The organism is Halomonas sp. M4R1S46, assembly GCF_025725685.1.
Taxonomy (GTDB): Bacteria; Pseudomonadota; Gammaproteobacteria; order Pseudomonadales; family Halomonadaceae; genus Halomonas.
In genome coordinates this window covers 3,054,644-3,081,122 of record NZ_CP107008.1, presented here as the reverse complement: position 1 = coordinate 3,081,122, position 26,479 = coordinate 3,054,644, and the positions used below count along the sequence as shown (strand labels likewise).

Annotated in this window: 23 protein-coding genes and 1 tRNA gene; 20 read left to right on the top strand and 4 right to left on the bottom strand. The window is 67.9% G+C overall.

Annotation, left to right across the window (positions count from 1 at the left end; all coding sequences use genetic code 11):
- Positions 1–142 precede the first annotated feature (142 nt).
- On the top strand, positions 143–1,117 hold the full coding sequence (locus OCT48_RS14335) for a malate dehydrogenase (protein WP_263589805.1): 975 nt from the start codon (positions 143–145) through the stop codon (positions 1,115–1,117).
- A gap of 140 nt (positions 1,118–1,257) precedes the next feature.
- Here OCT48_RS14335 and OCT48_RS14330 read toward each other — a convergent pair whose 3' ends face one another.
- Positions 1,258–1,914, bottom strand: a complete 657-nt coding sequence (locus OCT48_RS14330; RefSeq protein WP_263589804.1) for an HAD family hydrolase — start codon at positions 1,912–1,914, stop codon at positions 1,258–1,260.
- Between the two features lie 156 nt (positions 1,915–2,070).
- Between OCT48_RS14330 and OCT48_RS14325 the strand changes: the two genes are divergently transcribed.
- The gene (locus OCT48_RS14325) at positions 2,071–2,565 is read left to right on the top strand and encodes an RNA pyrophosphohydrolase (RefSeq protein WP_126480377.1); all 495 of its coding nucleotides are present in this window, start codon (positions 2,071–2,073) and stop codon (positions 2,563–2,565) included.
- A 78-nt stretch (positions 2,566–2,643) separates the two neighbouring features.
- Positions 2,644–4,908 carry a phosphoenolpyruvate--protein phosphotransferase gene (gene ptsP, locus OCT48_RS14320; protein ID WP_263592629.1) on the top strand — a complete coding sequence of 755 codons (2,265 nt, stop codon included), beginning with the start codon at positions 2,644–2,646 and terminating at the stop codon, positions 4,906–4,908.
- 14 nt (positions 4,909–4,922) lie between these two features.
- Here ptsP and OCT48_RS14315 read toward each other — a convergent pair whose 3' ends face one another.
- Positions 4,923–5,702, bottom strand: a complete 780-nt coding sequence (locus OCT48_RS14315) for an NRDE family protein (protein ID WP_263589803.1) — start codon at positions 5,700–5,702, stop codon at positions 4,923–4,925.
- A gap of 179 nt (positions 5,703–5,881) precedes the next feature.
- On the opposite strand from OCT48_RS14315, the gene OCT48_RS14310 reads away from it, so the two are divergent.
- From OCT48_RS14310 to OCT48_RS14275, 8 genes are all read left to right on the top strand, one after another.
- Complete coding sequence (locus OCT48_RS14310; RefSeq protein WP_263589802.1) at positions 5,882–6,949, top strand: response regulator; 1,068 nt, start codon at positions 5,882–5,884, stop codon at positions 6,947–6,949.
- Entirely contained in the window at positions 6,946–7,740 is a 795-nt protein-coding gene (locus OCT48_RS14305) for a sulfite exporter TauE/SafE family protein (protein ID WP_263589801.1), read from the top strand. The genes OCT48_RS14310 and OCT48_RS14305 overlap by 4 nt, the downstream gene beginning before the upstream one ends.
- Positions 7,741–7,819: 79 nt before the next feature.
- Positions 7,820–8,599 (top strand): prolipoprotein diacylglyceryl transferase, encoded by a 780-nt coding sequence (gene lgt, locus OCT48_RS14300; protein WP_263589800.1) that lies wholly within the window; start codon positions 7,820–7,822, stop codon positions 8,597–8,599.
- 347 nt (positions 8,600–8,946) lie between these two features.
- Positions 8,947–9,720, top strand: coding sequence for a thymidylate synthase (locus tag OCT48_RS14295; protein WP_263592628.1), 774 nt, complete (start codon positions 8,947–8,949; stop codon positions 9,718–9,720).
- Entirely contained in the window at positions 9,717–10,256 is a 540-nt protein-coding gene (locus OCT48_RS14290; protein WP_263589799.1) for a dihydrofolate reductase, read from the top strand. Before OCT48_RS14295 ends, OCT48_RS14290 begins: the two co-directional genes overlap by 4 nt.
- 88 nt (positions 10,257–10,344) lie before the next feature.
- Positions 10,345–11,421 (top strand): ProQ/FINO family protein, encoded by a 1,077-nt coding sequence (locus tag OCT48_RS14285; RefSeq protein WP_263589798.1) that lies wholly within the window; start codon positions 10,345–10,347, stop codon positions 11,419–11,421.
- A gap of 479 nt (positions 11,422–11,900) precedes the next feature.
- The gene (locus tag OCT48_RS14280; RefSeq protein WP_263589797.1) at positions 11,901–13,028 is read left to right on the top strand and encodes a porin; all 1,128 of its coding nucleotides are present in this window, start codon (positions 11,901–11,903) and stop codon (positions 13,026–13,028) included.
- 102 nt (positions 13,029–13,130) lie between these two features.
- The gene (locus OCT48_RS14275) at positions 13,131–14,192 is read left to right on the top strand and encodes a hypothetical protein (RefSeq protein ID WP_263589796.1); all 1,062 of its coding nucleotides are present in this window, start codon (positions 13,131–13,133) and stop codon (positions 14,190–14,192) included.
- Positions 14,193–14,267: 75 nt separating this feature from the next.
- On the opposite strand, the gene OCT48_RS14270 is transcribed toward OCT48_RS14275, so the two are convergent.
- A complete protein-coding gene (locus tag OCT48_RS14270) occupies positions 14,268–14,486 on the bottom strand; it encodes a hypothetical protein (RefSeq protein ID WP_263589795.1) in 219 nt (72 codons plus the stop codon).
- 516 nt (positions 14,487–15,002) lie between these two features.
- Here OCT48_RS14270 and OCT48_RS14265 point away from each other — a divergent pair.
- The 7 genes from OCT48_RS14265 (at position 15,003) to OCT48_RS14240 (ending at position 23,939) form a co-directional block, all read left to right on the top strand.
- A complete protein-coding gene (locus OCT48_RS14265) occupies positions 15,003–16,967 on the top strand; it encodes a diguanylate cyclase (protein WP_263589794.1) in 1,965 nt (654 codons plus the stop codon).
- A 246-nt stretch (positions 16,968–17,213) separates the two neighbouring features.
- Positions 17,214–18,554 (top strand): tyrosine-type recombinase/integrase, encoded by a 1,341-nt coding sequence (locus tag OCT48_RS14260; protein WP_263589793.1) that lies wholly within the window; start codon positions 17,214–17,216, stop codon positions 18,552–18,554.
- Positions 18,555–18,757: 203 nt separating this feature from the next.
- The gene (locus OCT48_RS19620; protein WP_412031012.1) at positions 18,758–18,943 is read left to right on the top strand and encodes a helix-turn-helix transcriptional regulator; all 186 of its coding nucleotides are present in this window, start codon (positions 18,758–18,760) and stop codon (positions 18,941–18,943) included.
- Complete coding sequence (locus OCT48_RS14255; protein WP_263589792.1) at positions 18,940–19,302, top strand: hypothetical protein; 363 nt, start codon at positions 18,940–18,942, stop codon at positions 19,300–19,302. Before OCT48_RS19620 ends, OCT48_RS14255 begins: the two co-directional genes overlap by 4 nt.
- 490 nt (positions 19,303–19,792) lie before the next feature.
- Complete coding sequence (locus OCT48_RS14250) at positions 19,793–21,088, top strand: hypothetical protein (protein WP_263589791.1); 1,296 nt, start codon at positions 19,793–19,795, stop codon at positions 21,086–21,088.
- Positions 21,085–23,277 carry a helicase RepA family protein gene (locus OCT48_RS14245; RefSeq protein WP_263589790.1) on the top strand — a complete coding sequence of 731 codons (2,193 nt, stop codon included), beginning with the start codon at positions 21,085–21,087 and terminating at the stop codon, positions 23,275–23,277. Before OCT48_RS14250 ends, OCT48_RS14245 begins: the two co-directional genes overlap by 4 nt.
- A gap of 434 nt (positions 23,278–23,711) precedes the next feature.
- Positions 23,712–23,939, top strand: a complete 228-nt coding sequence (locus OCT48_RS14240; protein ID WP_263589789.1) for a hypothetical protein — start codon at positions 23,712–23,714, stop codon at positions 23,937–23,939.
- 490 nt (positions 23,940–24,429) lie between these two features.
- Here the strand turns inward: OCT48_RS14240 and OCT48_RS14235 are convergent.
- Positions 24,430–24,506, bottom strand: a tRNA-Arg gene (locus OCT48_RS14235).
- 116 nt (positions 24,507–24,622) lie between these two features.
- Here OCT48_RS14235 and OCT48_RS14230 point away from each other — a divergent pair.
- Both OCT48_RS14230 and OCT48_RS14225 read left to right on the top strand, forming a co-directional pair.
- Positions 24,623–25,420 (top strand): methyltransferase domain-containing protein, encoded by a 798-nt coding sequence (locus tag OCT48_RS14230; protein ID WP_263589788.1) that lies wholly within the window; start codon positions 24,623–24,625, stop codon positions 25,418–25,420.
- Positions 25,417–26,403 carry a methyltransferase gene (locus OCT48_RS14225; protein WP_263589787.1) on the top strand — a complete coding sequence of 329 codons (987 nt, stop codon included), beginning with the start codon at positions 25,417–25,419 and terminating at the stop codon, positions 26,401–26,403. Before OCT48_RS14230 ends, OCT48_RS14225 begins: the two co-directional genes overlap by 4 nt.
- Positions 26,404–26,479 lie beyond the last annotated feature (76 nt).

The window sequence follows — 26,479 nt, the reverse complement described above, 5'->3', positions numbered from 1 at the left end:
GGGCTAGTCGCAGGTCGAATTGAGTTTTGTGCACTGCAGGCATACCATTTTGTCGGTTCGACTCCCGGCCGCGGCGGGCATGCCGTCCGCCGGGCCCATCCTCACGGCGACAACCCGCGCGTTGAAAACCCAAGGAGCCACGATGAAAGACCCCGTCCGTATTGCCATTACCGGTGCCGCCGGCCAGATCAGCTACTCTCTGGCCTTCCGCATCGCCTCCGGCGACATGCTGGGCAAGGACCAGCCGGTCATCCTGCAGCTGCTCGAGATTCCGCCGGCCATGGACGCCCTCAACGGCGTGGTCATGGAGCTCAACGACTGTGCCTTCCCGCTGGTGCAGGACATCGTCGCCTCCGACGATCCCAATGTCGCCTTCAAGGACGCCGACTTCGCCCTGCTGGTCGGCGCCCGTCCGCGCGGTCCGGGCATGGAGCGCAAGGACCTGCTCGAGGCCAATGCCGCGATCTTCTCCGTGCAGGGCAAGGCGCTGAACGACAACGCCAGCCGCGACGTGCGCGTGCTGGTGGTCGGCAACCCCGCCAACACCAATGCCCTGATCGCCTCCTGCAACGCGCCGGACCTGGATCCGGGCCAGTTCACCGCGATGATGCGCCTGGACCACAACCGCGCCAAGACCCAGCTGGCCCAGAAGACCGGCAAGCATGTCACCGACGTCGAGTCGATGATCGTCTGGGGCAACCACAGCGCGACCCAGTACCCGGATCTGGCCCACTGCAAGGTGGCCGGCCGGCCGGCCCTGGAGCTGGTCGAGCGCGACTGGTACGAGAACGACTTCATTCCCACCGTGCAGCAGCGCGGCGCCGCCATCATCAAGGCACGCGGTGCCTCCTCCGCGGCCTCCGCGGCCTCCGCCGCCATCGACCACATGCGTGACTGGGCGCTCGGCACCGACGAGGTGGTGAGCATGGGAATTCCCGCCGATGGCAGCTACGGTGTCGAGCCGGGCATCATGTATTCCTATCCGGTGGTCTGCCAGAACGGCAAGTACGAGATCGTCCAGGGCCTGGAGGTCGACGACTTCAGCCGTGACCGGATGAATGCCACCGAGACCGAGCTGCGCGAGGAGCGGGCCGCCGTCGAGCATCTGCTTGGGTAAGCTTGAAGCCTGAAGCTTGAAGAGCGGCGCTATGCGCCTGGAAGAAAAAACGGAAACCCCGCTCAGGTGACGCCTGGCGGGGTTTTCTTATGGCTTCCAGCTTCCAGCTTCCAGCTTCCAGCTCCCGACGAAGTCGGGGATCAGCCCCGCAGGCTGATGATGCGCCAGCCCCGGGCCTCGGCCGCCTCGCGCAGCGTCGCGTCCGGGTCCACCGCCACCGGATGGTCGACGAGCTCGAGCAGCGGCAGGTCGTTGTGGGAGTCGCTGTAGAACCAGGCATCGGCGAGCGACAGCTCGCGACCGTCGAGCCACTGCTCGAGGCGCGTGACCTTGCCCTCCCGGTAGCTGGGCACGCCGCTGACCCGGCCGGTGTAGCGGCCCTCGACCATCTCCGGTTCCACGGCGATCAGTTCCTCCACCCCCAGCCGCTCGGCAATGGGGCCGGTGATGAAGCGGTTGGTGGCGGTGATGATCAGCAGGGTGTCCCCCCGGGAGCGATGCCGGGCGATCAGCTCCTCGCCCCGGGGCAGGATGTTCGGCTCGATCTTGCTGGCCATGAACTGCTGGTGCCAGGCGGCCAGCTGTTCCGGGGTGTTCTCGGCCAGCGGCCTGAGCGCCACGGCCAGGAACTCGGCCATGTCGAGGGTGCCGGCCTCGTAGTCCGCCATGAAGCGGTCGTTGGCCGCCTTGTAGGCCACCGGGTCCACGGCGCCCTGCTCGAGCAGGAACTCGCCCCAGGCATGGTCGCTGTCGATCGAGAGCAGGGTGTTGTCCAGGTCGAAGATGGCGAGGCTCACGGCATTCCTCTTGGTGATGGGTCATGGGAGTGGCAGCGAAGCCGCGATTATGGCAGAAGCCCGCCATGGCTTCGAGCGTGGCGCCAATGGCGTATTGATACGTTTCATGGCCTTGTGGAAGAATGAATCCAATACTGGATTCATAAGGTGAAGTCCGTGATCGACGCTGACGGCTTTCGCCCCAATGTTGGCATCATCATCGCCAACGACCAGGGGCAGCTGCTTTGGGCGCGTCGGGTTGGGCAGAATGCGTGGCAGTTTCCCCAGGGAGGCATCAAGGCGAACGAGACACCGCAACAGGCACTGTTTCGCGAATTGCACGAGGAAATCGGCCTGACGGCCGAGGACGTCGAGGTGCTTGCCTGTACCCGGGGCTGGTTGCGTTACCGCCTGCCGCGACGCATGGTACGAACCCACTCACGGCCGGTGTGTATCGGTCAGAAACAGAAATGGTTCCTGCTCAGGATCCGCTGTGGCGAGACCCGGATCTGCATGGATGGCGGTCCGGCCAAACCGGAGTTCGATGGCTGGCGCTGGGTCAGCTACTGGTACCCCCTCGGCCAGGTGGTGCCTTTCAAGCGCGAGGTCTATCGCCGCGCCTTGCGCGAACTGTCGCCGCGGGCGCAGCGCCTGGCCCTGGGGCATGGTTGACGCCCCGAGACGTGTCGGAGGGCGACTCCTCCGGCGACACCCTCAGCGAGGCAAACAATAATGGACAGCAAGACGCCGATGCTCGAGGTGTTACGACGCATCATCCTGGAGGTCAACGGGGCCCGCAATCTGGACGCGGCCCTGTCGACCATGGTGCGCCGCATTCGCAAGGCCATGCGCACCGACGTATGTTCCTTCTACCTCTTCGATCCCGATCTCGATCAGTTGATGCTGATGGAGACCATCGGCCTGCGCACCCAGGCGGTCGGCCACGTGGCCCTGCCGGTGGGGGAGGGGCTGGTGGGGCTGGTGGCCCAGCGCGAGGAACCGATCAATCTCGAGAACGCCCAGGCGCATCCGCGCTTCCGCTACTTCGAGGCGACCGGCGAGGAACGCTATTCGAGCTTCCTGGGCGTCCCGATCATCCACCAGCGCCGCATGCTCGGCGTGCTGGTGGTCCAGCAGTCCGATAAGCGGCGCTACGACGAGTCCGACGAGGCCTTCCTGGTCACCATGGCCGCCCAGCTCGCCGGTGTGCTGGCCCATGCCCTGGCCACCGGCAACCTGACCCGGCCGACCCTGCCCGGCGGGCAGGCGACCTTCACCGGGGTGGCGTCCTCGCCGGGCATGGCCATCGGCGAGGCGGTGGTGATCGCGCCGCCGGCGGACCTGGACAGCGTGCCGGACCTGATCCCCACCGACGAGGATTACGAGGTCGCACGCCTCAAGGAGGCGATCGGCCGGGTTCGCGACGAGATCCGCTCGGCCGGCGAGCGCCTGGCCAACCGCATCTCGGTCCAGGAGCTGGCGCTGTTCGATGTCTACCAGCAGATGCTGGGCGAGGCGGCGCTGTCCCAGGAGGTGGTCAGGCGCATCCGCGAGGGCCAGTGGGCCCCCGGGGCCTTGGCCGACGTGGTGCGTCGCCACGTCCAGTACCTGGAGCGGGTGGACGACAACTACCTGCGCGAGCGGGCAGCCGATATCCGCGATCTGGGCCGGCGCGTACTGGCCCACCTCCAGGAGGAGGCGTCGTCGCGGCCCAGCGTCTACCCGGAAAGCACCATCCTGGTGGGTGACGAGATCAGCGTGGCCACGCTCGGCGAGGTGCCCCGCGAACGACTCGCCGGGCTCGTCTCGGTGCGTGGCTCCAGTACCTCCCATGTGGCCATCGTGGCCCGGGCCATGGGCATCCCTACCGTGCTGGGCATGGTCGACCTGCCGTTGCCCCGGCTCAACGGGGCCCGGGTGGTGCTGGATGGCCATCGCGGCCGGCTCTTCGTGCGCCCCGGGGAGGAACTCGAGAGCCACTACCAGAGCCTGATCGACGAGGAGCAGGCACTGGCCGAGGTTCTCGAGCACGAGCAGGACCTGCCCAGCCGTACCCCCGACGGCCACGACATGCCATTGATGGTCAACACCGGCCTGGCGGTGGACGCGGTGGCCTCGCTCAAGTCGCGCATCGCCGGGGTGGGACTCTATCGCACCGAAGTGCCCTTCATGATCACCGAGCGCTTCCCCGGCGAGCAGGAGCAGACCCGGCTGTATCGCGAGCAGCTGGAGGGCTTCGCGCCCCTGCCGGTGGTGATGCGGACCCTGGATATCGGCGGCGACAAGGACCTGCCCTACTTTCCCATCGAGGAGGCCAACCCCTTCCTCGGCTGGCGGGGCATCCGGGTGACCCTGGACCATCCCGAGGTACTGATGGTGCAGCTGCGGGCCATGCTGCGGGCCTCCCAGGGGCTCGACAACCTGCAGGTGCTGTGGCCCATGGTCACCAACGTCGACGAGGTCGACGACGCCCTGCGCCTGCTCGACCGGGCCATCCGCGAGCTGGGCGAGGACGGCATCGAGGTGTCGCGTCCGCGGGTGGGCGTGATGATCGAGGTGCCGGCGACGCTCTACCAACTGGAGGCCCTGTCGCAGCGGGTGGACTTCTTCTCGGTGGGCAGCAACGACCTCACCCAGTACCTGCTGGCGGTGGACCGCAACAATCCCCGGGTGTCCGAACTCTATGATGCCTGCCATCCCGCCGTGCTCTCGGCCATGGCGCGCCTTGCGGGCGAGGCGCGGGCGCTGGGGGTGCCGACCTCGGTGTGCGGCGAGCTGGCCGGCGACCCGGCCGGGGCGCTGCTGCTGATGGGCATGGGCTTCGACTCCCTGTCGATGAACGCGCCCAGCCTGCCCAAGGTGCGCGCGGCGATCCGTCGCGTCTCCCAGGCGGCGGCCCGGGAGCTGGTGGAGCAGACCCTGAAGCTCGACTCCCCGGCGGCGGTGGGGCGCCACCTCGAGGCCCGCATGGGAGAATGGCAACTGCGTCACCTGATGCCGCCCCAGGACGACTGAACTCGCGCGCGGGGTCAGGCCGGGGGCGGGGTGTCGAGCTCGATGACGTTCTCGCCGAGGCGGGCCCCCAGGGGGCCGAAGCGTCGCTCGCCGATCGCGAGGTGCCCGTCGGCATGCCAGGCCAGCCAGCTGCTGGCCCGGGTGCCGTAGTCCTCGCCGCGGATGAAGGCGGCCGAGAGGCGACGCTCCAGCGCCAGGCCGACCCCGGTATCGGGCAGCTGGCGGTCGTCGGCGGGGTGAGGGTCGGCGAGGCCGCGCAGGGCATCCTCGGGAAAGCGGCCGTGGTGCAGGCTGGCCGCCAGTCCCTGGCGGGCCTGGATCAGCTTCGGCCAGGGGGTGTCCAGGTCGGCGTTGGACAGGCCGTGCAGGCCGGCGGGCACCCGGCTCAGCACGACGCTGTCCCGCCCGCGGTGCAGGTGCCAGAGACGCCGGCCATCCCCGGCGAGCAGGTTGAAGCCGGCATAGGCGCGGGCCTCGCCGTCGGCGAGGCGGGCCAGCCAGGCCGGCAGGTCCGGGCACTGCAAGGCCTCGCGCACCAGCTCACCGCGGCTCGGTGCGCCGCGCGGCACGCCCAGCCCGGGATCGCGCACGTTGGTGACCGCGGCGAAGCGACCGCGGCGATGCACGGCCAGCCAGGTGCCGCCGGCCTCCAGGTCGCGGCCGCCCACGATCCCGGGGGCATCGTCCCAGGGAGCCAGCGCCGCCGACGGGCGGGCATGGAACTCGTCACGGTTGGCGACCAGGCGCAGCGGGATGGCCTCGCCGGGCCGGTGGTCGAAGGCGATCAGGCACATGGCCGCCAGCCTAGCCTGCCCCCGAGCCCGAGGAAAGGGCCTGCCATGACAGCGCCCCCTCCCGCGGCGTACACTCCCTGACTCTTGATCGACCCGGCACAGGGATGACAATGCGAGTCGAGCCCCCCAAGGAGCTTAACTGGACAAGGCTGGTCCGGCCGATCCTCTGGCCGGTCCTCATGGCGCAGGCAGCGCTGGTCGCGCTGTGCCTGGCCATCGGCCTGAGCGGCTGGTGGCTGATGCCGTCCCAGGCCTCCTGGAGCGCCACCTTCTGGCTGCTGCTGGCGTTGCTGGTGGGCAGCGGCCTCAACGTGGCGGTGTTTCTCACCCTGCTGAGGCAGCGTCTGCGCGCCGGTGAGGAGCGTGTCGAGGCCGCGCTGGGCCGCATGGCGGATGCCCTGGACGCCGGGGAGGGCGAGGCGCCGGACGCGGCCGAACGCCTCGGGGATCCCCAGGCCACGCTCGTCGAGCGGCTGGACGCCCTGGCCCGGTGCCTCCAGGGCCAGGTCGATCGCTGGCGCTGCGAGCTGGATGCCCGGCGCGGGGCCGAGCGCCGGCTCGCCGATGACCTCGAGGCCCTGCGGGGGCGCCTGGCACGCCTGGCCACGGGGCGCGAGCGGGCCCGCGAGGAATCCCGGCTGAAGTCCGACTACCTGAACCATCTGCAGCAGGTGCTGACGCCGCTGATGGCCTCCGTCGGCGAGGTGCTGGCCAGCGACCTGTTCCGGCGCGATGCCAGCGAGGCCGAACGGGCGGCGGTCCAGGGGCTGCACGAGCGCCTGGCCGATACCGCGGTGCTGCTCGAGAACCTCGGCGGGACCCCGGCGTCCGTCAACGAGCCGGCCCGCGGACGGGTGCTGATCGTCGACGATGGTCCCGTGAACCTGATGCTCGCCCAGCAGGTGCTAGAGCGCCAGGGGCTGCAGGTCTGCACCGCCACCAGCGGGGCCGAGGCCCTGACCTGCCTGGACAAGCAGGCCTACGACCTGGTGTTCATGGATATCTACATGGCCGACATGGACGGCGTGGAGACCTGCCGGACCTGGCGGACCCGCGAGGTCGACCATCCGGAACGCCCGCGCAGCGTGGTGGTGGCCCTCACCGCCAATGCTGGGGATGCCGACCGTCGTCGCTTCCGGGCGGCGGGGATGGACGACTACCTGGCCAAGCCCTATCGTCCCCAGGACCTGCTCGAGACGGTGAAGCGCTGGCTGCCCGGTGTCCTCGGCACGGGGGAGCGGGCGTGAGCGGGGGATCGCTGCTGCTCGGCTATCTGCTGCTGGGTGGGGTGGCCGGCACCCTGGCGGGGCTCTTCGGCATCGGGGGCGGGCTGGTCATCGTGCCGGCCCTGGTGATGGCCTTCGGCCTGCAGGGCGTGATCCCCGAGGTCAGCATGCACCTGGCCGTCGGGACCTCGCTGGCGACCATCGTCGTCACCGGGGCTTCCTCCGCCTGGGGGCACCATCGCCGAGGCAGCATCCATCGGGACTGGTTCCTGGCCCTGCTGCCGGGGCTGATGCTGGGCGCCATCGCCGGGGTCTTCGTCGCCGGCCGCCTCTCCGGCGGGCTGCTCGGCCTGCTGTTCGGGGGCTTCGTCCTGCTGGTCGCCGCCCGGATGGCGCTGGGGCGTGGCCCCAGGCCCGGTGACCTGCAGCCGGGGCGCGGCATCATGGGGCTGGCCGGTGCGGTGATCGGCGGTGTCTCGGCGCTGTTCGGCATCGGCGGCGGCACCCTGAGCGTGCCCTGGTTGACCCGCTGCGGGGCCTCGATGACCCAGGCGGTGGGCACGTCCTCGGCCTGCGGCCTGCCCATCGCCCTGTTCGGCGCCCTGACCTTCATCGGCGTGGGCTGGGGCGAGCCGCGTCTGCCGCCGGGGGCGCTCGGCTACGTGATGTGGCCCGCCTTCCTGGGCATCGTGCTCGCCAGTGTGCCCTGCGCGCGTCTGGGGGTGCGGCTGGCCCACTGGCTCCCGGCCCGGGTGCTGCGCCTGGCCTTCGCCGCCCTGCTGGCGGGGGTGGGGCTGACCTTCCTGATATGATCCGGGCTTCGGGCTGCGGGCCTGTTTCTTACGCCTTACCCCTTACGCTTACACCCTTTCCGCTTCGTTCGAGGATTTCATGCTGACCTATCCGACCATCGACCCCGTGGCCATCTCCCTCGGCCCGCTCCAGGTGCACTGGTACGGGCTGATGTACGTCATCGGCTTCATCGCCGCCTGGTTCCTGGGGCGGCGGCGCGCCCCGCGCATCGGCCTCGATGGCGACGATGTGGGCGACATGATCTTCTATGCCGCCCTCGGCGTGGTGCTGGGGGGGCGCCTGGGCTATGCGCTCTTCTACGGCATGGAGCAGTGGCTGGCCGATCCGCTGTGGATCTTCCGGGTCTGGGACGGGGGCATGAGCTTCCATGGCGGCCTGGTCGGCGTGCTGCTGGCGGCGCTGTATTTCGCCCGCAAGAAGCGCCTGGCCTTCTTCACCCTCACCGACTTCGTCGCGCCGCTGGTGCCGATCGGCCTGGGCGCCGGGCGGATCGGCAACTTCATCAACCATGAGCTGCCCGGGCGGGTCACCGAGTTGCCCTGGGGGATGGCGTTTCCCGGCCTGGGGCCGGAGCCGCGCCATCCCTCGTCGCTCTACGAGGCCCTGCTCGAGGGCGTGGTGCTGTTCGTGGTGCTGTGGTGGGTCTCGTCCCGGCCGCGGCGCCGGGGCCTGGTTTCGGGGCTCTTCCTGACCCTCTACGGCGTCTTTCGCTTCGCCGTGGAGTTCGTCCGCCGGCCGGATCCCCAGCTCGGCTTCATCGCCTTCGACTGGCTGACCATGGGCATGCTGCTGTCGCTGCCGATGATCGTCGCCGGGCTGGCGCTGATCGCCTGGTCCCGTCGCCAGCCCATCCCCTGACGGGGAAGATGCCGCTTCGCGGCTTGAAGAAGGATGAGCGTCGCTTCGCTCCTGGAGGCTTGAAGAACCTCGCAGTTTGACACGGTGAGGGGCGCCGGGGGCAGGTCGAAGAGGGGGTCCTACGCCAGGGATGGCGTCGGTAGCGCCCAGGGAAGGGTTCACAGCGCCCCCTCGTAGACCTGCCGACGGACCAGCCCCGAGTGGTACCTCTATCTGCGATAACCCTGCGTATTCCGTCTTGGGGCGGTGAGGGCCCCTGTGTAGAATGGGCGATCCATTTCCCAGCCTCTCGAAGCCCCGTGACCGATACGACCCTGCCTGCCCTGGAGCAACCCTACCTCGACCTCATGCGCACCGTGCTCGACCGTGGCGTGGAGCGCGATGACCGCACCGGTGTCGGCACCCGCTCGCTGTTCGGCCACCAGATGCGCTTCGACCTCTCCCGGGGCTTCCCGCTGGTCACCACCAAGAAGCTCCACCTGCGCTCGATCATCCACGAGCTGCTGTGGTTCCTGTCCGGTGACACCAACATCGCCTACCTCAGGGCCAACGGCGTGAGAATCTGGGACGAGTGGGCCGACGAGAACGGCGACCTGGGCCCGGTCTATGGCTACCAGTGGCGCAGCTGGCCGGCCCCCGGCGGCGGCCATGTGGACCAGATCGAGGGCCTGCTGGAGCAGCTGCGCACCAACCCCCGCTCGCGGCGGCTGATCGTCTCGGCCTGGAACCCGGCGCTGGTGGACGAGATGGCCCTGCCGCCCTGTCACTGCCTGTTCCAGTTCTACGTGGCCGAGGGGCGCCTGTCCTGCCAGCTCTACCAGCGCAGCGCCGACATCTTCCTCGGCGTGCCCTTCAACATCGCCAGCTATGCGCTGCTGACGCGGATGATCGCCCAGGTGGCGGGGCTCGCGCCCGGCGACTTCGTGCACACCCTCGGCGACGCGCATCTCTACCTGAACCACCTGGAGCAGGCCGAGGAACAGCTGTCGCGCACGCCCCGGCCGGCGCCACAGCTGGTGCTCGACCCGACGGTCGACGATCTCTTCGCCTTCCGCTTCGAGCACATCGCCATCGAGGACTACGACCCGCATCCCCATATCAAGGCACAGGTGGCCGTATGAACGACGACACGCTCATCCCCGTGGCGATGATCGCGGCCATGTCCGCCAACCGCGTCATCGGCGTCGACAACCAGCTGCCCTGGTACCTGCCGGAGGACCTCAAGTTCTTCAAGCGCATGACCCAGGCCAAGCCCCTGGTCATGGGGCGCAAGACCTATCAATCCATCGGGCGACCGCTCCCCGGCCGGCTCAATATCGTGGTGACCCGCGACCCCGACTTCCGCCCCGAGGGGGTGCGGGTCTGCCACGACCTGGACGCGGCGCTGACGCTGGCCGACCGGCAGGCGACCATCGACGGTGTCGACGAGATCATGGTGATGGGCGGCGGCGAGATCTATGCCCAGGCCCTGCCGTATGCCAGCCGTCTCTACCTCACCGAGGTGGCGGTCGAGATCGAGGGAGACGCGCGCTTTCCCGAGCTCGACCAGGACGAATGGCAGGAGTGCCAGCGCGTCCCCGGCACGCCCGCCGAGGGCCAGCCGGCCTATGACTTCGTGCAGTATCGCCGGCGGGGTTTGCCAGACACCTCGTCGTGACACAGACTGACGATTGGTGGCGCGGCGCCATGGGCTCCTCCCTGGCCGCCGCCGCCCCTTCGGCAAGGTGCACTTGGAGGATCAGGAGTTGATCGAGGAACGCCCATTTCGCCTGATGGCGGCGCTCGAGGGTCGCGCCGATGCCCTGCTGGGCGCACTGCGTGAGACCCGCGTGCAGCAGGACGCGCTGCGCACCCGACTGGCCGAGCTGGAACAGCGCCGCGTCAGTCTCGAGGCGCGCAATGCGGAGCTGGCGGCCGAGGTGCGCGAGGAGGCGGCGCAGCGCCAGGCCCTGGTGAGCCGGCTGGAAGCGCTCGAGCAGCGCCTGGTCGACGCGGAGGCCGCGCGACTCGAGCTGGAGGAAGAGAACCGCGAGCTCGACGAACAGAACCGCGAGCTGGAAGACCACAATCACCGCCTGCAGGAACGCCTGGCCAGCGGCCAGCCGGTACCGGCCTTCCAGCGCCAGGGGCGCCAGGCCCGGGGGCTCTCCGCACTCATCGGCCATCATCGGGCCTCGCCGGCCGCGCCGTCCGACGCGCCCCACGACACGGCCGATGCCCCCTCACCGTCCGCTGCCGCGCCAGGTGCGCCGGCCACGGACGCCGGCTCCCCCGCGACGACGCCCCAGTCCGACCTGCCCATCGCGGAGGCGCCGTCTCCCCAGGCGCTGCTGGCGCAGTGGTATCGACGCTACGAGGCCGCCTTCTTCAAGGGCCACACGCGGCCCCTCAAGGTCGGCATCCACGAGGACCTGGCCGCCCTGGAGCCCTGGCCGGAGAAGCTGGTGAGGCGTGCCCTGGCCTGTTACGTCAACCTGCCTCGCTACCTCAAGTCGGTCCGTGAGGGGGCCGAGCGCATCGATCTCGACGGCGCACCGGCTGGCCGGGTCGATGCCGGCGCCGCCGAACACGCCCACAAGAAGCTCGAGCGCCTCCAGGCCGACCGCCCGCCCAGGGGCAAGGCCGGCAAGCGCCGTGCCGCCAAGCCGCGCGCCCGCGCCAACGAGGCGGCCCCGACCCCCGGCGCCGCATCCACGTCCGCGGCGCGTCCCGAGCCGTCCCCGTCGGCCCCCGCCGGCAGCGACCCGGCCGTCGACGAGCCCGACGACCGCCGCCTGCAGCGCAAGCTGGGCGAACTGATGGCCCGCCACAACGCCCGCTGAGACGGGCGCCTGCCGAGCGTTGAGGGCCGGCAGCGGCTTTCAGCGCACTCTGACTTGAAAGCGTCATATCAGCGGGGCATGATAAGTCCGCTCATCGCTACCATGCGTTTCGGTCTGTGGTGACGTCAGGGGCCTCGAGCCCCGGAGCGTGCCACATCCCGGCCCGGTAGCGGCGGCAGGTCCGCCGGGAGGGCGCCCTGGCCGCCATCGTAGGGGAAATCGCCGCCAGCGGGGATTGTGACGAAGGAAAACAGTGTTTTTTTCTTGTTGCGCTCCCGCGAATCACGGTATAGAGTTCCACGTGCGAGCATTGGACTATAACAAGGCGTTGCCGTGGTCAGGCTCGCTGACTGCCACCTCCCGTGAGGGACAGGGCAGCAACGAGAACCGGCACCAAGACCGGCATGCCAACTGCACTGACTCACCAAAGAGCAGGCAGCAACGATCGAAACAGCAAGCTAGTCAAAAGGATTATCGCAATGAAAAAGACACTGTTAGCGACTGCCATCGCCGGTGCCATGGCCGCCTCCGGCGCCCAGGCCGCCACCGTCTACAACCAGGACGGCACCAAGCTCGACCTGTACGGCAACATCCAGATCGGCTACGTCAACCAAGACACCGGTTCCGGCGACAACGACGACGCCGACCAGATCTTCGACAACGGTTCCACCTTCGGCTTCGCCGCCGAGCACGTCATCTACGACGGCCTGACCGGCTACCTGAAGCTCGAGTTCGACGACTTCCAGGCCGACGAGATGAAGGTTGCCGGCCGCGATTCCGGCGACCAGGCCTATGTGGGCCTGAAGGGCAACTTCGGTGATGCCCGCCTCGGTTCCTACGATCCGCTGATCGACGACTGGATCCAGGACCCGCTGACCAACAACGAGTTCTTCGACGCCTCCGACTCCAACAGCGAGATCGTCGACTTCTACGGCACCGACGACCGCGAAGGCGACAAGGTGACCTACACCTCGCCGTCCTTCGGTGGCCTGCAGTTCGCCGTGGGTACCCAGTACAAGGGTGAAGCGGAAGAGAGCGGTGTCCTGCCCTTCGATGACGGCATGGGTGGCGTTGATTTTGAAAACGTTGAGACCGAAAGCAATGCGTCCTTCTTCGGTGGCGCCAAGTACACCGTGGGTGGCTTCTCCATCGCCGCCGTCTACGACGACCTGGGCATCTACGATGCTACCGGCAGCGAAACGGGTAACGAATTCGAAGCCGGCGACCAGTACGGCATCACCGGCCAGTACACCTGGAACACCCTGCGCGTGGCCCTGAAGCTCGAGCGTTTCGAAGCCGACAACGAGAACTTCGACGACGTCAACTTCTACGGCCTGGGCGCCCGCTACGGCTACGGCATGGGCGACATCTACGCCGCCTACCAGTACGTCGATGTGGGTGGTGACGACTTCGGCACCACCTTCGAGGATGCCGCCACCAGTGGCGACTTCCCGAACGAGGAAAACGACGACAGCTACAACGAGGTCATCGTCGGTGGCACCTACAACATCTCCGACGCCATGTACACCTGGGCCGAAGTGGCCATGTACGATCGCGAAGACGACGAAGGTGACGGCGGCGCCGTGGGTGTGACCTACCTGTTCTAAGCCCGACCGCGGGTGTATCCTGCGACAAGGGTAGAACAACGAAAGCCGATCCCCCGGGATCGGCTTTTTTCATTGGCCATGAACGAACGCAAGCGAGGTTCCATGAAACAGCCGATAGTGACGGCCGGCCTGCTGGCGCTGACCCTGGCGGCCGCGCCGGTCGCCGCCGACAGCGTGATGGAGGAGCGATTCCGCGAGGAGGGGCGTCAGCTCGACCTGACCGGCTTCTTCCAGGCCGAGACCGATGCCCACAGCCGCCGCTTCCTGTTCGGCGGCGCCAACGCCCACGACTTCTCCGTGACCGAGGCCGGGACCTACCTCTTCGAGAGCGAGGTCACCGCCGGTTACTCCGAGGACTACCGCATCGCCGCCGTCCTCGAGGACGCCCAGGGGCGGGTGATCGCCCGCCGCGAGGCGCTGGGGCAGAACGGCGGCCTGGCGTTGCGCCAGCGCCTCGAGCCCGGTGACTATGTGCTGCGCGTGGAGGCCCAGCGCTTCGGCACCCGCGGCAAGGCCGGGGATGGCTATTCCATCGACATCGTGGGCCTCGACGCGCAGGGACAGCGCCTGGCGGAGGGCGTCAGCGACGGCGAGGGCATCTTCTTCACCGGCGACAAGCGCGAGGGGGCTCGCTCGGTGTTCGTGAGGGGCGATGACGCCGTGGCCACCCTGGGCGGTTCGACGGAGACGGCTGCGGAGGCCGGCGATGCCGCGGCCACCGCGGCGGCATCGACCTCGGCCGCCGCCGGCGCGTCGGCCACGGCGACCGGTGCCGCGGCCTCCCAGGCAACGCGCGATCGGGCCGAGGACGAGCCGGCGGCTCAGCCCGCCTCACAACAGGGCTACGAGACCATCGTCACCGACGTGAAGATCCGCGCCCGGGGCGAGGTGCTGACCTTCGAGATGGCCGAGCGGGGTCGCGTGGCGATCACCACCTCCACCTATCCGACGGGCTACGAGGACACCTACCGCATCGCCCTCGAGGTGCTGGACGCCTCCGGCCGGGTCGTGGCCGAAGGCGCCGGTCAGGGCTTCGATGGCGACGTGGACCTCGAGACCACGCTGTCGCCGGGGCGCTACCGGATCCGCGTCCAGGGCCAGAAGTTCGGCTCGGCCCACTCCGGGGTCAACAACTACGAGCTGCGTGTCGAACGCAGCCGCTGACCGCCAAGCGCGGCACTCGGAAAAGCGGGGCCCGCCCGAGCGGGCCCCGCGGAGGGCCGTGCCACCAGCGCCGGCTCAGCTGGCCTGCTGTTCCTCCAGCATCATCTGGATCAGCTCCTGCAGCTCCTGGACCTGCTGTTCCAGGGCGTCGACGCGATCCTCGTCGGCGGCCGCTTCCGCCTTCTGGTTGATCTCCTCCATGTGTTTCTCGATGGCAGCCGAGTCCATGGCATAAGCGGCACCGCCCATCATCAGCATGGCCAGTAAGCCGGCAGTCAGAGTCTTGATGTTCATGAGGCACCTTTCGGTCGGTGGGGGGATCCGGGACCCGTTGACGGGTCCTGATTGCTTAGTGCCTCCACCATTGCCCTCCTTACAACGGGGGTGTCGCAGGTGTGTCCGAAATGTGATGCCGCGGGCGTGGTCGGCCGCCGTTGATCGTCGACGATGGGGTGGGGTGCGATCCCTACGTCCGCAGGCATGGAGTCTCTCGCTGTCGCCCAGCCGACGAGGCTCGACCCGCGAGGTTCGACCCGCAAGGCTCTCGGCGAGCCTCTGGAGGGTCAAGGCATGTCAGTCGGTGCCGGGCGTCACCCGTCAGGGAGCGGGGAAGCGTCAGACATATGCGATCCATGGCGTACGATGTTCGCCCTGGCCAGGGGCGTCATCGCCACCGCCCGGCAGGTGGGCGACACAACCCTGGCGATTCGGCCATGCTACGGGGATGTTAGGATCAGCAAGGACTGATAGATTCATGGTACCCCCTGGCCCCGAGGTGGCGCGTGCTTTTACACCCCGCCACGCACATGAATGAATAAGCTGCTTTCACTGAAGGGACGCCTGCTGTCGGGACTGGTCATGACCTGGCTGGTGGTCCTGGCCCTGCTGCTCGGCTTCGGCTGGCAGTCGGGAGAGTCGCTGCTCGAGGCGTCCAACCGGGCCCATCTGCGTTACGAGGCGCGCCTGATCGCCGATGAGCTGACGGATCAGGTCGAGACCCGTCTGCAGGCCCTGCAGCGACTGGCAGGGAGCCTCCAGGCACAGCAGCGGCAGGGGGCGTCCCGGCTCGGCGACGCGCTGCGGGGCAATGACGCCCTGCTGGAGTGGTTCGATGGCCTGCTGGTGGCCGATGCCGAGGGGGCCATCCAGGCCGCCTGGCCCCATCGCCGCCGGCTCCGGGGCGTCGAGATCGCCGACCGCGACTACTTCCGTAGCGTGCGGGCCTTCCGGCGTCCGCATGTCAGCGAGCCCATCCGGGGCAAGGCGAGTGGAGCGCCCCAGGTGCTGTTCGCGGTGCCACGGCTGGACGAGGCAGGGCGCTTCCAGGGGCTCGTGGGCGGGATCGTCAGGTTGGACAGCGGTCTCTCCGGGCGGCTGGATCGACTGCGACTGGGGCAGGAGGGCTTCGCGACGGTGATCAGCGCCTCCGGCACCTTCCTCTCCCATCCCGATAGGGAGCACATCTTTACCGACGTGCCGGGCGCGGCGTTCAATCCGCTGCTGGATCTGGCCCTCGACGGCTGGGAAGGGGAGGGCCAGGGGCCGTTGCTGTCCGGGGGCGACGCCTACCACGCCTACCGCCAGATCTGGCCCGCCGACTGGGTCGTTGGCGTCGCCTTGCCGCGTGATCAGGTGATGGCCCCCCTCCAGCGCTGGCTGGAGCGCCTGGGCGGGAAGGCCCTGCTGGTCGCGGCCCTGATGCTGCCGCTGATGAGCTGGCTACTGTGGCTCGCGCTGCGTCCCCTCTTCCAACTCGAGCGCCAGATCGCGGCCGTGGGGGAAGGCCGGCGAAGCCGGGTGGCGCTGTCCACCCGGATGCAGGAGCTCCGCCGGGTCGCCGATACCTTCAATCGCGTCGAGGTGGAACGCGGCAAGGCCCTGGCACAGCTCAAGGATCGCCAGGCCTTCCTCGATGCCATCCTGGCCTCGTCGCCCGTGGGGATGTTCGTGACCGATACGGCGGGCAACATCGCCTTCATGAACCCCGCCCTGGTCGAGCTGACCGGCCCTGTCGAGGCCCAGCAGCGTCGGGGGGAGTGGCTGGGACATATCCATCGCGACGATCGCCAGTCCGCCCTGGACCTGTGGCATTACAGCATGGTGAGCGGTGAGGACTTCCTCCAGCAGTTTCGCTACTACCGCAAGGGCGGCGACCTGCTGTGGCTGGAGGTCCATGCCAGCCGGGTGACGACCGATGGGAAGGCCCTCGGCTTCGTGGGCACGGTGAAGGATATCACCGAGCGCCGCGAGGAAGAGGCCCTGCGCCAGTGGGAGGCCGAGCATGACCCGCTGACCGGCCTGCTCAACCGTCGCGGCTTCGAGCGCCGTCTCGAGGAGGCCCTGGCCGATTGCCGCAAGACCGGCACGTCCTCGGTGCTGATCCTCTTCGACCTGGATCACTTCAAGCCCATCAATGACCAGGGCGGGCATGCCCTGGGCGACGAGATGCTGCGCCGCATCGCCCAGGTGGTGGCCCGGGAGGTGCGGCAGAGTGACCATGTGGCCCGCCAGGGCGGCGACGAGTTCGCCGTCCTGCTGCCCAGCTGCACCCACGCCCAGGCGTCGAGGATCGCCGAGTCGTTGCGTGAGGCGGTGCGCGATATCATCGTGAGACATCGGGGGCAGGAATACCGGGTCACCTTGAGCCTCGGGGTGGCCAGCCTCGAGGAGACGGACCAGCGCATCGCCGAGGTGATCGGGCGCGCCGACGCCGCCAGCTATGCGGCCAAGCGCCAGGGACGGGATCGGGTGGTGGTCCATCCGGCGCTGGCCTGAGGGAAAGATGGCGCCCTCTGCAGGATTCGAACCTGCGACCTGCCGCTTAGGAGCACTATGATAGGCGGTTTGGATTTGTTTGGACTTGTTCGGATCTGTTCAGTAATTCCACCGTAAATCAGTTTGTTATGTGATAAATATGTCCTTTTGTGTCTCATGCTGTACCACCCTATACTGTGTTTCATGTGGGGGCGCATGTGGGGGCGCAACGCCGATTGCGGCCCCGGACAGGACACGGGAGGGCGCATGGCAGGGAAATCTCAGAATCCCATCACTACGGACCGTCAGGTTGCCGCGTTCATGCTCCCCGAGGGCAGGAACAAGGCACGTCGCGCCGTGAGCAACCGTGGCATTGGTGGGCTGGCGCTCGAGGCCCGCACCACACGCGAGGCTAAGACATGGGTATTCCGCTTTCGGTTGGCGGGTAATGCGGTGGAGATGGCGCTGGGCCGTTATCCGGGCATGTCTCTGGCAGAAGCGCGCGAGAAGCACCGCGACGCCGCGAAGCTGGTAGAGAAAGGAATCGACCCGCGCAAGCATCGGAAAGCCGAGAAAGCCCGCAACGAAGCGGCTTGGACCATGGGTCATGCCTTCGAACGCTGGATCGTCTTCTATGAGCAAACGCCGGGCCGCGGCAAGCGGCTGCCGACCCCCAAGACCGTGGGGCAGCACAAGGGGCGCTGGCGCCGCCACCTGGCTCCCCGTCTGGCCGACGCTTACGTGCGAGACGTAACCCGACGCCAGGTCATCGAGGTCTTGGAGGACGTGGTAGCTAAGGCGCCGGTGGAGGGCCGCCATTGCCTGAACCTGCTGCGCGGGCTGCTGGATTACTGCGAGGACCGAGAGCAGGTCGAGGAGAACCCCATTGCCAATCTGACGCCGGCCAAGGTGGGCGCCAGCGGTGGCACTCCACGCAACCGCCATCTTTCCCTGCCGGAGCTTCGCGCCCTATGGCAGGCCCTCGAAGACGCGCGACACAGACCCGAGGGGCTAGCCTCTACGGCGTGGATGTCGGCGACCACCGCTAACGTTCTGCGGTTGTTGATCCTTACCGGGTGTCGCCGCTCGGAGGCTGCGTTGATGCGTTGGGAAGAGATCAAGCGCGATACCTGGACCATTCCCGCCGAGCGTGCGAAATCGCGCCGGGCACATCGCGTGTATCTCACCCCACTGGCGCTGGAGATCCTGGCCGAACAGCGCCAGCATACGGACAGCCAGTTTGTGTTCCCGTCAGTCAGTGATTCCGGCAAGCCCGTGCATCCCGACAGCCTGTCGACCGTCGTGGCTCGGCTGCAGGGTCGGAGTCGAAAGGAACACGACACGACCGCCCCCCTTTACCACTTGCCCCCCTTCACGGTGCACGATCTTCGGCGTAGCGCCGCGACCCGTTGGACGGAGGATCTGCTGGCCGAGCCATTGCTCGTGGAGCAGATGCTGGCCCATGCCCCGCCCAAGCTGGTGGCTACATACAACCACGCCGCCCGTTGGCCGGCTCAAGTCGATGTGTGGAAGCGGTGGGGCGAGTTGGTAGCCGACCGGGTAGCCCAAAATCCTGGCAGCAATGTTGTTCCGATGCAGGGCAGGTAGTCGAAACACCGCGCGGGTTAACTCTCTGAGTTGCTAAGGTTTTTATTTTGTTAGCGTGTAAACTTTCAACCAAAGGTTGAATCTAAGTATCTGACACAAAAGGGGAAATCATAAGTTTCCGCTTGCGCCAGCTAGTCCCGCCCCGCTACCGTTCGACTCAAGGGCCGCAATTTCTGCGCCCCTGAGAATGCGGAGGCTACGCAATGAAAGAGTTTCTGACGGATAGGGAGGTGGCTCAGTGGGCCGGCCTGGGACGCACGACCATTTGGAGGCTTGTAGGCCAGGGGCGCTTCCCTCGTCCCGTGAAGCCGGCCCCCGGCGCGACTCGCTGGCGCCGTAAGGACTTGGACCGATGGGCTGCTTCGCTGTCAGAGGAGGATCGGGCATGACGGCCGAGACCCGACAGCACGCCAAGCGCACTGTTTGGGCTGCCGAACTGGCAGGCAAGCGCGCCGAAGAACTGAGCCTGACAGAGCGAATCCGCGCGCAGACCCTGGCCGCCAATGACCTGGCTATGGCGTTGGACAGCGCCGCCCTTGTGGTGGCGGGATCGCCCGCCGAGGAGCGCGCAGTATACGACTTTGCCGAGTCGTGGGGCCGCTACCGGCTGTCGCCGGATGATAGCCAGGAGATGGTTGACGCTTGGGGTGACGCGATGGAAGCCGCGAAGGTCCTATTCCGTTCGCCGGACTTCGCGATTATCCCGCGGCCTGAAGCCAAAACGCCCGGCACCACCCTGAAGGGCTAGCCGAGCGTTTTAGTGTGTGTCCTAGCGGTTCAAGGCGGAGAGTTTGCCGACCCGATGCCTTGACCATGACCCGCACCAGCTCTGGCCACGGGACATTTGAAGCGTAACCGACCGACGGCAGCCATTCAACCTCAAGTTGACAGTGCTGGCCGCCATAATGGGCCATCCCGCGGCCTTGCTGGTGCCTCCGACCGGAGGTACTCGCGATGGCTACCATCGTTCCCCCTTCGCCTCGGCAGCGTCGGTTGCTGCTGGCGTTATCCCGCGGTCCTGTCAGCCGGGAGGATGCTGACCGGATCGTTCCGGCTCCCAACGGGCCGCATTACATCGCCACCCTTCGCCAGGCGTATGGGCTGTCGCTGCCGTGCGCTCGCATCCCCTGCGTGACGGTCGACGGTGACCCGTCGTGGAGAGGCATTTATCAGCCGACTCCCGAGGATCGTCGGCGCATCGCCGCCGTCCTGTCTGCCGAAACGCCCGAGGTGCGCGCATGAATACCCACGAGATCCTGAATGCAACTCCGCGGCAGCGGCGTTTGTTGTTGGCCCTGGCCCGCCGGTCGCCCGTCAGTCGTGCAGCTGCCGGCCGCATCGCTTCGGGTTCCGGCGCTGCCGACTTCATCGACTCTACCTGCAGCCGCTTCGGCTTGGCACTCGAGTTGAACGACCCCCAGCAGGGCTATGCCCTCGAGGAGCGTCAGCGCCGTCAGTTGGCCCGTTGTATGAACCGAGAATCGCTCGAGCGGTTCTATGCGGCATTGCCCGATGACTGGATGGGCCGCTATCCCGGCTTTCTTCGCGGAGACCCGTCGAGTGTAGCCCGGCTGTTGGGCGACATGCCCGCGAACACCCGTCCCGGCTTCTGCGTCCTGACCTATGAGCGGATCGCCTTTTTCCGGTGCCGGGAGGCGAGGCCGGCCATGCTGCATGAGCTGCTGAAGACCGTGAACGCCGCGACCCCGGCACGGTTGGCGCGGGCGGCCGGCGGCCGGGATGCCGTCGAGGAGATGCTTCGGTTTGCCGCCGAGCGCGGGGCGTGCTCTTGTGGGGCTGCGGGAGCCCCCCGGCCTGGTCGGAAAAGCCTGGGACGGATTGAAGGGAGATCGCGCATGTCTGACCGGGAGTTTTTCCAAGCCGTGACGCCTCGGAGGTGTCACCGCCATATCCCCGGTTTGCTGGCCGGGAGTACCTGGGCCGCCAATGCGTTGTGGCAAACCATCGGCACCGCCGCGGTGGTCGACCTGTCCACCGAGGCCTACCGGGCAGGGGTGGTTCCGGCCGCTTTGCGTGGCCTGCTGTCGGTAGCCTGCCGGGTAGGTACGGCCCGCTTGTGCCGGGAAGCCGGGGGACGGGACGGCCTGACGGATATGCTTCGGGCCGCTGACGTCCCGACCCCCTGCGAGGCTAGGTTCCGCGTGTATCGGGGGCAAGCCGGATTGACGGTTGAGGAGGCCCGCCAGCGGATGCACTGGACCCCCTACTATTCCGTAGCTTGTGCGTTCGCGTGGCGCCGGGGGCGCCAAATGAGGCAGGCGCCGACGGTCATTGCCGCGGAGCTGTCGCCGGAGTCTGCGTTCCTGCTGCCAGCTGCTGACCTGAGCGCCGTCGGAGACCTCGGGGCCTACCCCTACGAAACCTTCGTGCCTGTTGCTCCCCTGCGGGCGGAGTGCGTAGGTAACCCGGCACAGTACGAGCGGGAGGCGATTTCCTTGCTGCTGGAATCTCTGGGCAGGTTCCCCGATGTCGTCAAGCGCATGTGGCAGGAAAGCCGGGAGGAAGTCGTATGACCACGGCTAACGTTATCCCCCTGCACCCCGGCCGCTCGACTATCGACCCGGAAGCCTTGGGGCTGCCCGCTGCGTTCCTCAAGGCGGAGTTCTGTAGCGGGGTCGGGCAGTACCACAGCCCCAATGCCAAGCGTAACCCGCGCCCGCTCGAGACCATCACCGGGGCTGCGGTGGTTGCCATGCTGGGCGCTCCCCAGCACGTCGACAAGGCTCATTCCCGCTGGGCTATCTTCTCGCCGGTGCTGTCACGCCGGGTAGAGGACCAGCGCCAGCACGGGGAGTTCTTCGCGTTGTGGGCCGACTTGGACAGTAACCCGCCGGAATTGCAGGAGGCCGCCGACCGGCTGTCCGATAGCCTGAGTGCCACGGTTCTGGCGTATACCAGCGCCAGCGCGACCCGGGGGCAGCAGAAAGCGCGGCTGCTTGTGCCTCTGGCCGCCCCGTGTCCCGGGGATCGCTTCGAGGCATGCCAACGCATCCTGAACGACCGACTCGAGACCCTGGGCATCGCCCCCGACCGGGCCGCCGAGCGGGCCAATCAGGTCTGCTACCTCCCTAACGCCGGCCAGTTCTACGCCGCGACCTCCGGGGAGGACGTGCTGGCGCTGGGCGGCGGGTTCGACTGGCGAGACGCTTTCGCCGAGGAAGTGGCCGCCCACGACACGGCCGAGGCCGAACGCCGGGAGGACCTGGAGCGCCGGCAGGCGGAGGCGCGGGCCAAGCTGGCCGAGCGTCAGGCAACCGGCCAGGCTAGCCCCATCGCTGCTTATAACGCCGCCCACCCGCTGCGGCTGGTGCTGGAGGCCTACGGCTACCGGCAGTATGGCGCCCGCTGGTTATCCCCCCTGTCAGAGTCGGGGACGCCGGGCGTGACCATCACCAAGGACGGCGCCCGCTGGCATACCGCCCACGAGAGCGACCGGGAGGCCGGTCTGTCGGATTGGGGAGATGCCTTCGACCTGCTGACCTTCTGGGAGCATGGTGGCGACCAAGACGCTGCCCTGCGTGCCGTGGGCGCCATGATGACCACGGATGACGGGCGTACCCTGACCGAGTTCAATCAGGATCGTTACCGCGAAAGCCGGCGGACCGATGCCCTGGAGGCGTTCGAGGACCTGGGCGAGCTCGAAGATGAAGGGGAACCGGAATCCGGTCCCAAGCGCCAGCATCGTGCATTCGGATTCGTCCCGGTTGGCGAGCTGGTCACTGACCTTCGCCCTGTGTCCTGGCTGGTGCGGGGCTATCTGGAAGCCGACTCGCTGGGGCTGGTCTATGGGGAGCCGGGCCACGGGAAGTCCTTTCTCGCCATCGACCTGGCTGCCAGCATCGCAACGGGGCTCCCCTGGCATGGGGCCGAGACCACGCCGGGTGCCGTGTTCTATATCGCCGGGGAAGGCCATAACGGGCTAGGCCGCCGCTTCAAGGCATGGGAACTCAAGCGCGGGACTAGCCTCGCGGGTGTGCCGTTGTACGCGTCGAAGCGCGCCGCCCCGCTGGATGACAAGGCGAGCGCCGCCGAGGTGCTGCGCGTCGTCGATGCCATGGCCGAGGATGCCGGGCAGGTTCCGGCCCTTATCGTGGTGGACACCCTGGCCCGGTGCTTCGGGGGTGACGAGAACAGCGCGACCGACATCGGCGCTTTCGTCGCCAACCTGGATGCCTTGCGCCATCACTGGCGGGCTACCGTGCTGGTCGTCCACCACAGCGGCAAGGACGCCACGCGGGGTGCGCGCGGATCTACCGCCCTTCGGGGGGCCGTGGATGCGGAATACAAGGTGGCCAAGGACCCCGCCGGTACGGTGACCCTGGAAGCCACCAAGATGAAGGATGCCGACACGCCCGAACGCCGGGCCTTCCGGCTGGCGCCGGTCAAGTTGCCGGTTGTCGAGGGAGACGGGACGGAGGTTTGGTCCTGCGCGCCCGTGTCGACCGAGGCACGGATGGGCGGGCCGAAGCGACCGACCGGGAAGCACCAGCAACGGGCGCTGAATGCCCTGGGCGACCTGGCTGCTTTTCCGGAAGACGGGGAGGAGGGCACCCCGGTGGCCGTGGAGGCCTGGCGCCAGGCAGCGGCTCGCGATGGCACGGATCGCCGCCGGTTCGGTGAAGCGATGGAACGGTTAGCCGACCTTGGGTGGATCATCACCGAAAACGGCGGAGAAACGGTCCGCCTGCTGTACTTACCCTGACTCGCCGAGGCGCCGTCTGGAGCGCGCCGGTTTTCCGGCCCCTATAGGGGGGCCGGACAACCCGGCAGGAGGCGCCAACCGGAGAAACCGGACGGAAACCGGACACTTTCCGGACAGGAACCGGACAAATGCGTCCGGTTTTCAAAACCGGCACCCACGCCTGGCTAGTCCCTCCCGATAATGCGTCGCGGGTCCTTCCTGGACGCCTTCTAGCCCGCGAGGGGCGCCGAGCGCGGTGAGCGAGAGTTTTCGGAATTTTCCCTATTTTCCTCCGCAAATCGCTAATTCAACTATTTGTTGATTAAGGAAATTCGCGAATTCGGGTTTTTCCGGGATTCGGGCTGTGCCATATCTGTAAATACCTAGGCCGGGCCGCGGGAGAAACCCACGACTTCCCGGCAGGAGTGACTATCGCAACCACGGAGGATGCCAGGATGGCCGACAAGCACAGCACCAACGACCACGCCGAGATCCGGGCCGACCTGCTGGGCACCCTGAAAGGCTATGTTGACCGCTACCAGCGCCAGCACGGTTTCCGGCCGCCCACGGTGGCCATTGGTCGCGCGGAGTGGTCGTTGCTCGGGTGCCCCGATATGGCCGCTGGGGTTCGCATTCTGCCGACGGGGGATGAAACACGTCTTGTGTTTGCTTCAGCAGACTAAGCTAAATGAGAAAGTCTTAACTTGGGCAGGGGGTAGGGTATGAAGTATGTCGGGGTGGTAACCGTCGCCATAATCGCTGCAAGTCTTTCCACTAGCTTGGCTGCGGGTGATTGGTACTTGAAGAATGGCCAGTTGGTCTGCACGACCCAATCCGCTTACCGGGAGCAGGTCCAGTATCTGTCACATGGTGTCCAGGGGGCAGTGCCAGGGTGTGGGGTAACGGAAAAACGGTATCGAGTGGTCCCGCTAGACATCAACATCGTCGCGCCGAGCAGGGTACGAATAATCGACAGGCGGGCGAATGTTTGGGTTGATGCAGGCAGCGCCATCGAAATGATCCGAGAATAGGGCGCCGCTCACCCGGAGGGTTGGCGTAGGGAGCAGACCGAAGCCGGCCTATACCGTGTCCCATGTGGGGGCGCATGTGGGGGCGCGGAGCGGGCATCCATTACGCGAAGGGGAGGGCGGTGGCGTAACATATTGAAAATTCTGGCGCCCTCTGCAGGATTCGAACCTGCGACCTGCCGCTTAGGAGGCGGCTGCTCTATCCTGCTGAGCTAAGAGGGCGAAACGAGCGATAGTATAAGCGTCTGAACCGGCGAGATAAACCCGCAGGCGTCCCGCCCGTGAGCCGGCACCGCTTAGCGGGTAGAATGGTCGTCAGCCCTTGTCCGGATGCCCCCATGCCCGAGATCTCCCCCTACCTGTCCGCGGTGGGCGACCGCCATTTCGACGGCCTCGCCGACAAGTTCGCCGGCAGCCTGTATGGCGGGTTGCGTGGCGAACTGCGCCTCGCCCTGCTCGACCGGCTGCTGCCCGAGATGCTGGACTTGCAGGCGCAGCCGGTGCTGGAGGTGGGCGGTGGCCTGGGACAGCTGGCCGCCTGGTTGAACGACCGAGGCCACCCCGTCACCCTCACCGAACCCGCCGGCGAGATGCTGGACCGGGCCGCCGAGCACCTCGCCGACCGGCCGGTGCCTCGCCATCGGCTACCGCTCCAGTCGCTGCCGGTGGAACTGCCCGGCCCCTGGCCGCTGGTCACCTGCCATGCCGTGCTCGAGTGGCTCGCGGACCCGCGGGCGGCCCTGGCGACCCTGGCCGGGCTGATGGCGCCGGGGGGGCAGCTCTCGCTGATGGTCTTCAACCGCGATGCCCTGCGCCTGTCCAACGTGGTCAAGGGCAACCTGCAGAAGGCCCTGGACGACCGGCTGGAGGGCCAGGGGCGCCGCCGACGCCTGACCCCCATCTCGCCGCTGACCCATGGGCAGGTCGTCGCCTGGGCCGGGGAGGCGGGCCTGTGCGTGTCGCAGGTGGCCGGGGTGCGCGTCTTCCACGATTACCTTCGTGCGCCGCCGGAGACGGCGGCGGATCGCCAGGCCCTGCTCGAACTGGAGTGGCGCTACAGCCGCGTCGACCCCCATTGGCGGCTGGGTCGCTACCTGCTCTATACCCTGATTCGCCCCGAGGAGCCCGTTTCATGAGTGCCGAGACCCCCGTCTGCCAACTGCTGGAACGCCAGGACGCCGACTATCGCGGCTGGCTGTGGGTGGCCCCGCCCCGGGACGACTGGCTGGAGGGCGGCGAGGGGCGAGTGCTCGCCGCCGACCAGGCGGTGCTGTCCGCCTGGCGGGCGCGGGGGCGGCCGGCCGGCTCGCCCTTCGAGGCGGACGTGCCGACCCCGCCGGGGGTGGTGCTGTTCTGGCCCAAGGCCCATGCCCTGGGCGAGTGGTGGCTGCTGTGGCTGTGCGCCCACCTGCCGGCGGGCACCCCGCTACAGGTGGTGGGGGAGCACCAGGGCGGCATCAAGCGGGTGCTCAAGGTCCTGGCGGCCCTGGGGCTCGGCTGCCGAAAGGTCGACAGCGCCCGGCGCTGCACGCTCTTCGAGTCCCGCCTCGATCGGGTCGGTCTCGACCCGGAGGCGGCCTGGACGTCCTTCGAGGCCGAGGGGCTGCAGCTGGCCAGCCACCCGGGCGTCTTCGGCCACGGCAAGCTCGATGAGGGCACCCGGTTGTTGCTGTCGCGGTTGCCCGAGGCGCTGCCCGAGACGGGCCGGGTGCTGGACATGGGCTGCGGGGACGGCATCCTGGCCGGCTGGCTGGCCCGGCGGGGGCTGGCGATGACCGCGGTGGACGTCAACGGCTTCGCCGTGGAGGCGACCCGGCGCAGCCTGGAGGCCAATGCCCTGGACGGTGAGGTGAGGGCGGGGGATGTCTTCGCGGGGCTCGAGGGGCGACGCTTCGACGCCATCGTCAGCAACCCGCCCTTCCACCAGGAGCGAGCCGTGGACTACGGCCCCGCCGGCCGGCTGATCCGCGAGGCGCCCGAGCACCTGGTGCCGGGCGGCCGGCTGGTGCTGGTGGCCAACGCCTTCCTGCCCTATCCGGATCTGCTGGAGCGGGCCTTCGGCGGTTTCGAGATCCTCGCCGACGACCGCCGCTTCCGGGTCTACAGCGCCAGGACCTGAGGCGTCCCGTCGGCCAATAAGGAGGGCATGCCGGTCGGGCCGGCATGCCCCGCGGCAGCCGCAGGAAGCGGCCGCC

Bases quoted from the DNA above. Each gene is read 5' to 3' on its own strand.
- OCT48_RS14290 (WP_263589799.1), top strand. From the start codon at position 9,717: ATGAACGACGACACGCTCATCCCCGTGGCGATGATCGCGGCCATGTCC.
- ptsP (WP_263592629.1), top strand. From the start codon at position 2,644: ATGCTCGAGGTGTTACGACGCATCATCCTGGAGGTCAACGGGGCCCGC.
- OCT48_RS14245 (WP_263589790.1), top strand. From the start codon at position 21,085: ATGACCACGGCTAACGTTATCCCCCTGCACCCCGGCCGCTCGACTATC.
- OCT48_RS14335 (WP_263589805.1), top strand. From the start codon at position 143: ATGAAAGACCCCGTCCGTATTGCCATTACCGGTGCCGCCGGCCAGATC.
- OCT48_RS14225 (WP_263589787.1), top strand. From the start codon at position 25,417: ATGAGTGCCGAGACCCCCGTCTGCCAACTGCTGGAACGCCAGGACGCC.
- OCT48_RS14230 (WP_263589788.1), top strand. From the start codon at position 24,623: ATGCCCGAGATCTCCCCCTACCTGTCCGCGGTGGGCGACCGCCATTTC.
- lgt (WP_263589800.1), top strand. From the start codon at position 7,820: ATGCTGACCTATCCGACCATCGACCCCGTGGCCATCTCCCTCGGCCCG.
- OCT48_RS14260 (WP_263589793.1), top strand. From the start codon at position 17,214: ATGGCAGGGAAATCTCAGAATCCCATCACTACGGACCGTCAGGTTGCC.
- OCT48_RS14315 (WP_263589803.1), bottom strand. From the start codon at position 5,702: ATGTGCCTGATCGCCTTCGACCACCGGCCCGGCGAGGCCATCCCGCTG.
- OCT48_RS14255 (WP_263589792.1), top strand. From the start codon at position 18,940: ATGACGGCCGAGACCCGACAGCACGCCAAGCGCACTGTTTGGGCTGCC.
- OCT48_RS14250 (WP_263589791.1), top strand. From the start codon at position 19,793: ATGAATACCCACGAGATCCTGAATGCAACTCCGCGGCAGCGGCGTTTG.
- OCT48_RS14280 (WP_263589797.1), top strand. From the start codon at position 11,901: ATGAAAAAGACACTGTTAGCGACTGCCATCGCCGGTGCCATGGCCGCC.
- OCT48_RS14310 (WP_263589802.1), top strand. From the start codon at position 5,882: ATGGCGCAGGCAGCGCTGGTCGCGCTGTGCCTGGCCATCGGCCTGAGC.
- OCT48_RS14265 (WP_263589794.1), top strand. From the start codon at position 15,003: ATGAATAAGCTGCTTTCACTGAAGGGACGCCTGCTGTCGGGACTGGTC.
- OCT48_RS14295 (WP_263592628.1), top strand. From the start codon at position 8,947: ATGCGCACCGTGCTCGACCGTGGCGTGGAGCGCGATGACCGCACCGGT.
- OCT48_RS14275 (WP_263589796.1), top strand. From the start codon at position 13,131: ATGAAACAGCCGATAGTGACGGCCGGCCTGCTGGCGCTGACCCTGGCG.
- OCT48_RS19620 (WP_412031012.1), top strand. From the start codon at position 18,758: ATGAAAGAGTTTCTGACGGATAGGGAGGTGGCTCAGTGGGCCGGCCTG.
- OCT48_RS14270 (WP_263589795.1), bottom strand. From the start codon at position 14,486: ATGAACATCAAGACTCTGACTGCCGGCTTACTGGCCATGCTGATGATG.
- OCT48_RS14240 (WP_263589789.1), top strand. From the start codon at position 23,712: ATGGCCGACAAGCACAGCACCAACGACCACGCCGAGATCCGGGCCGAC.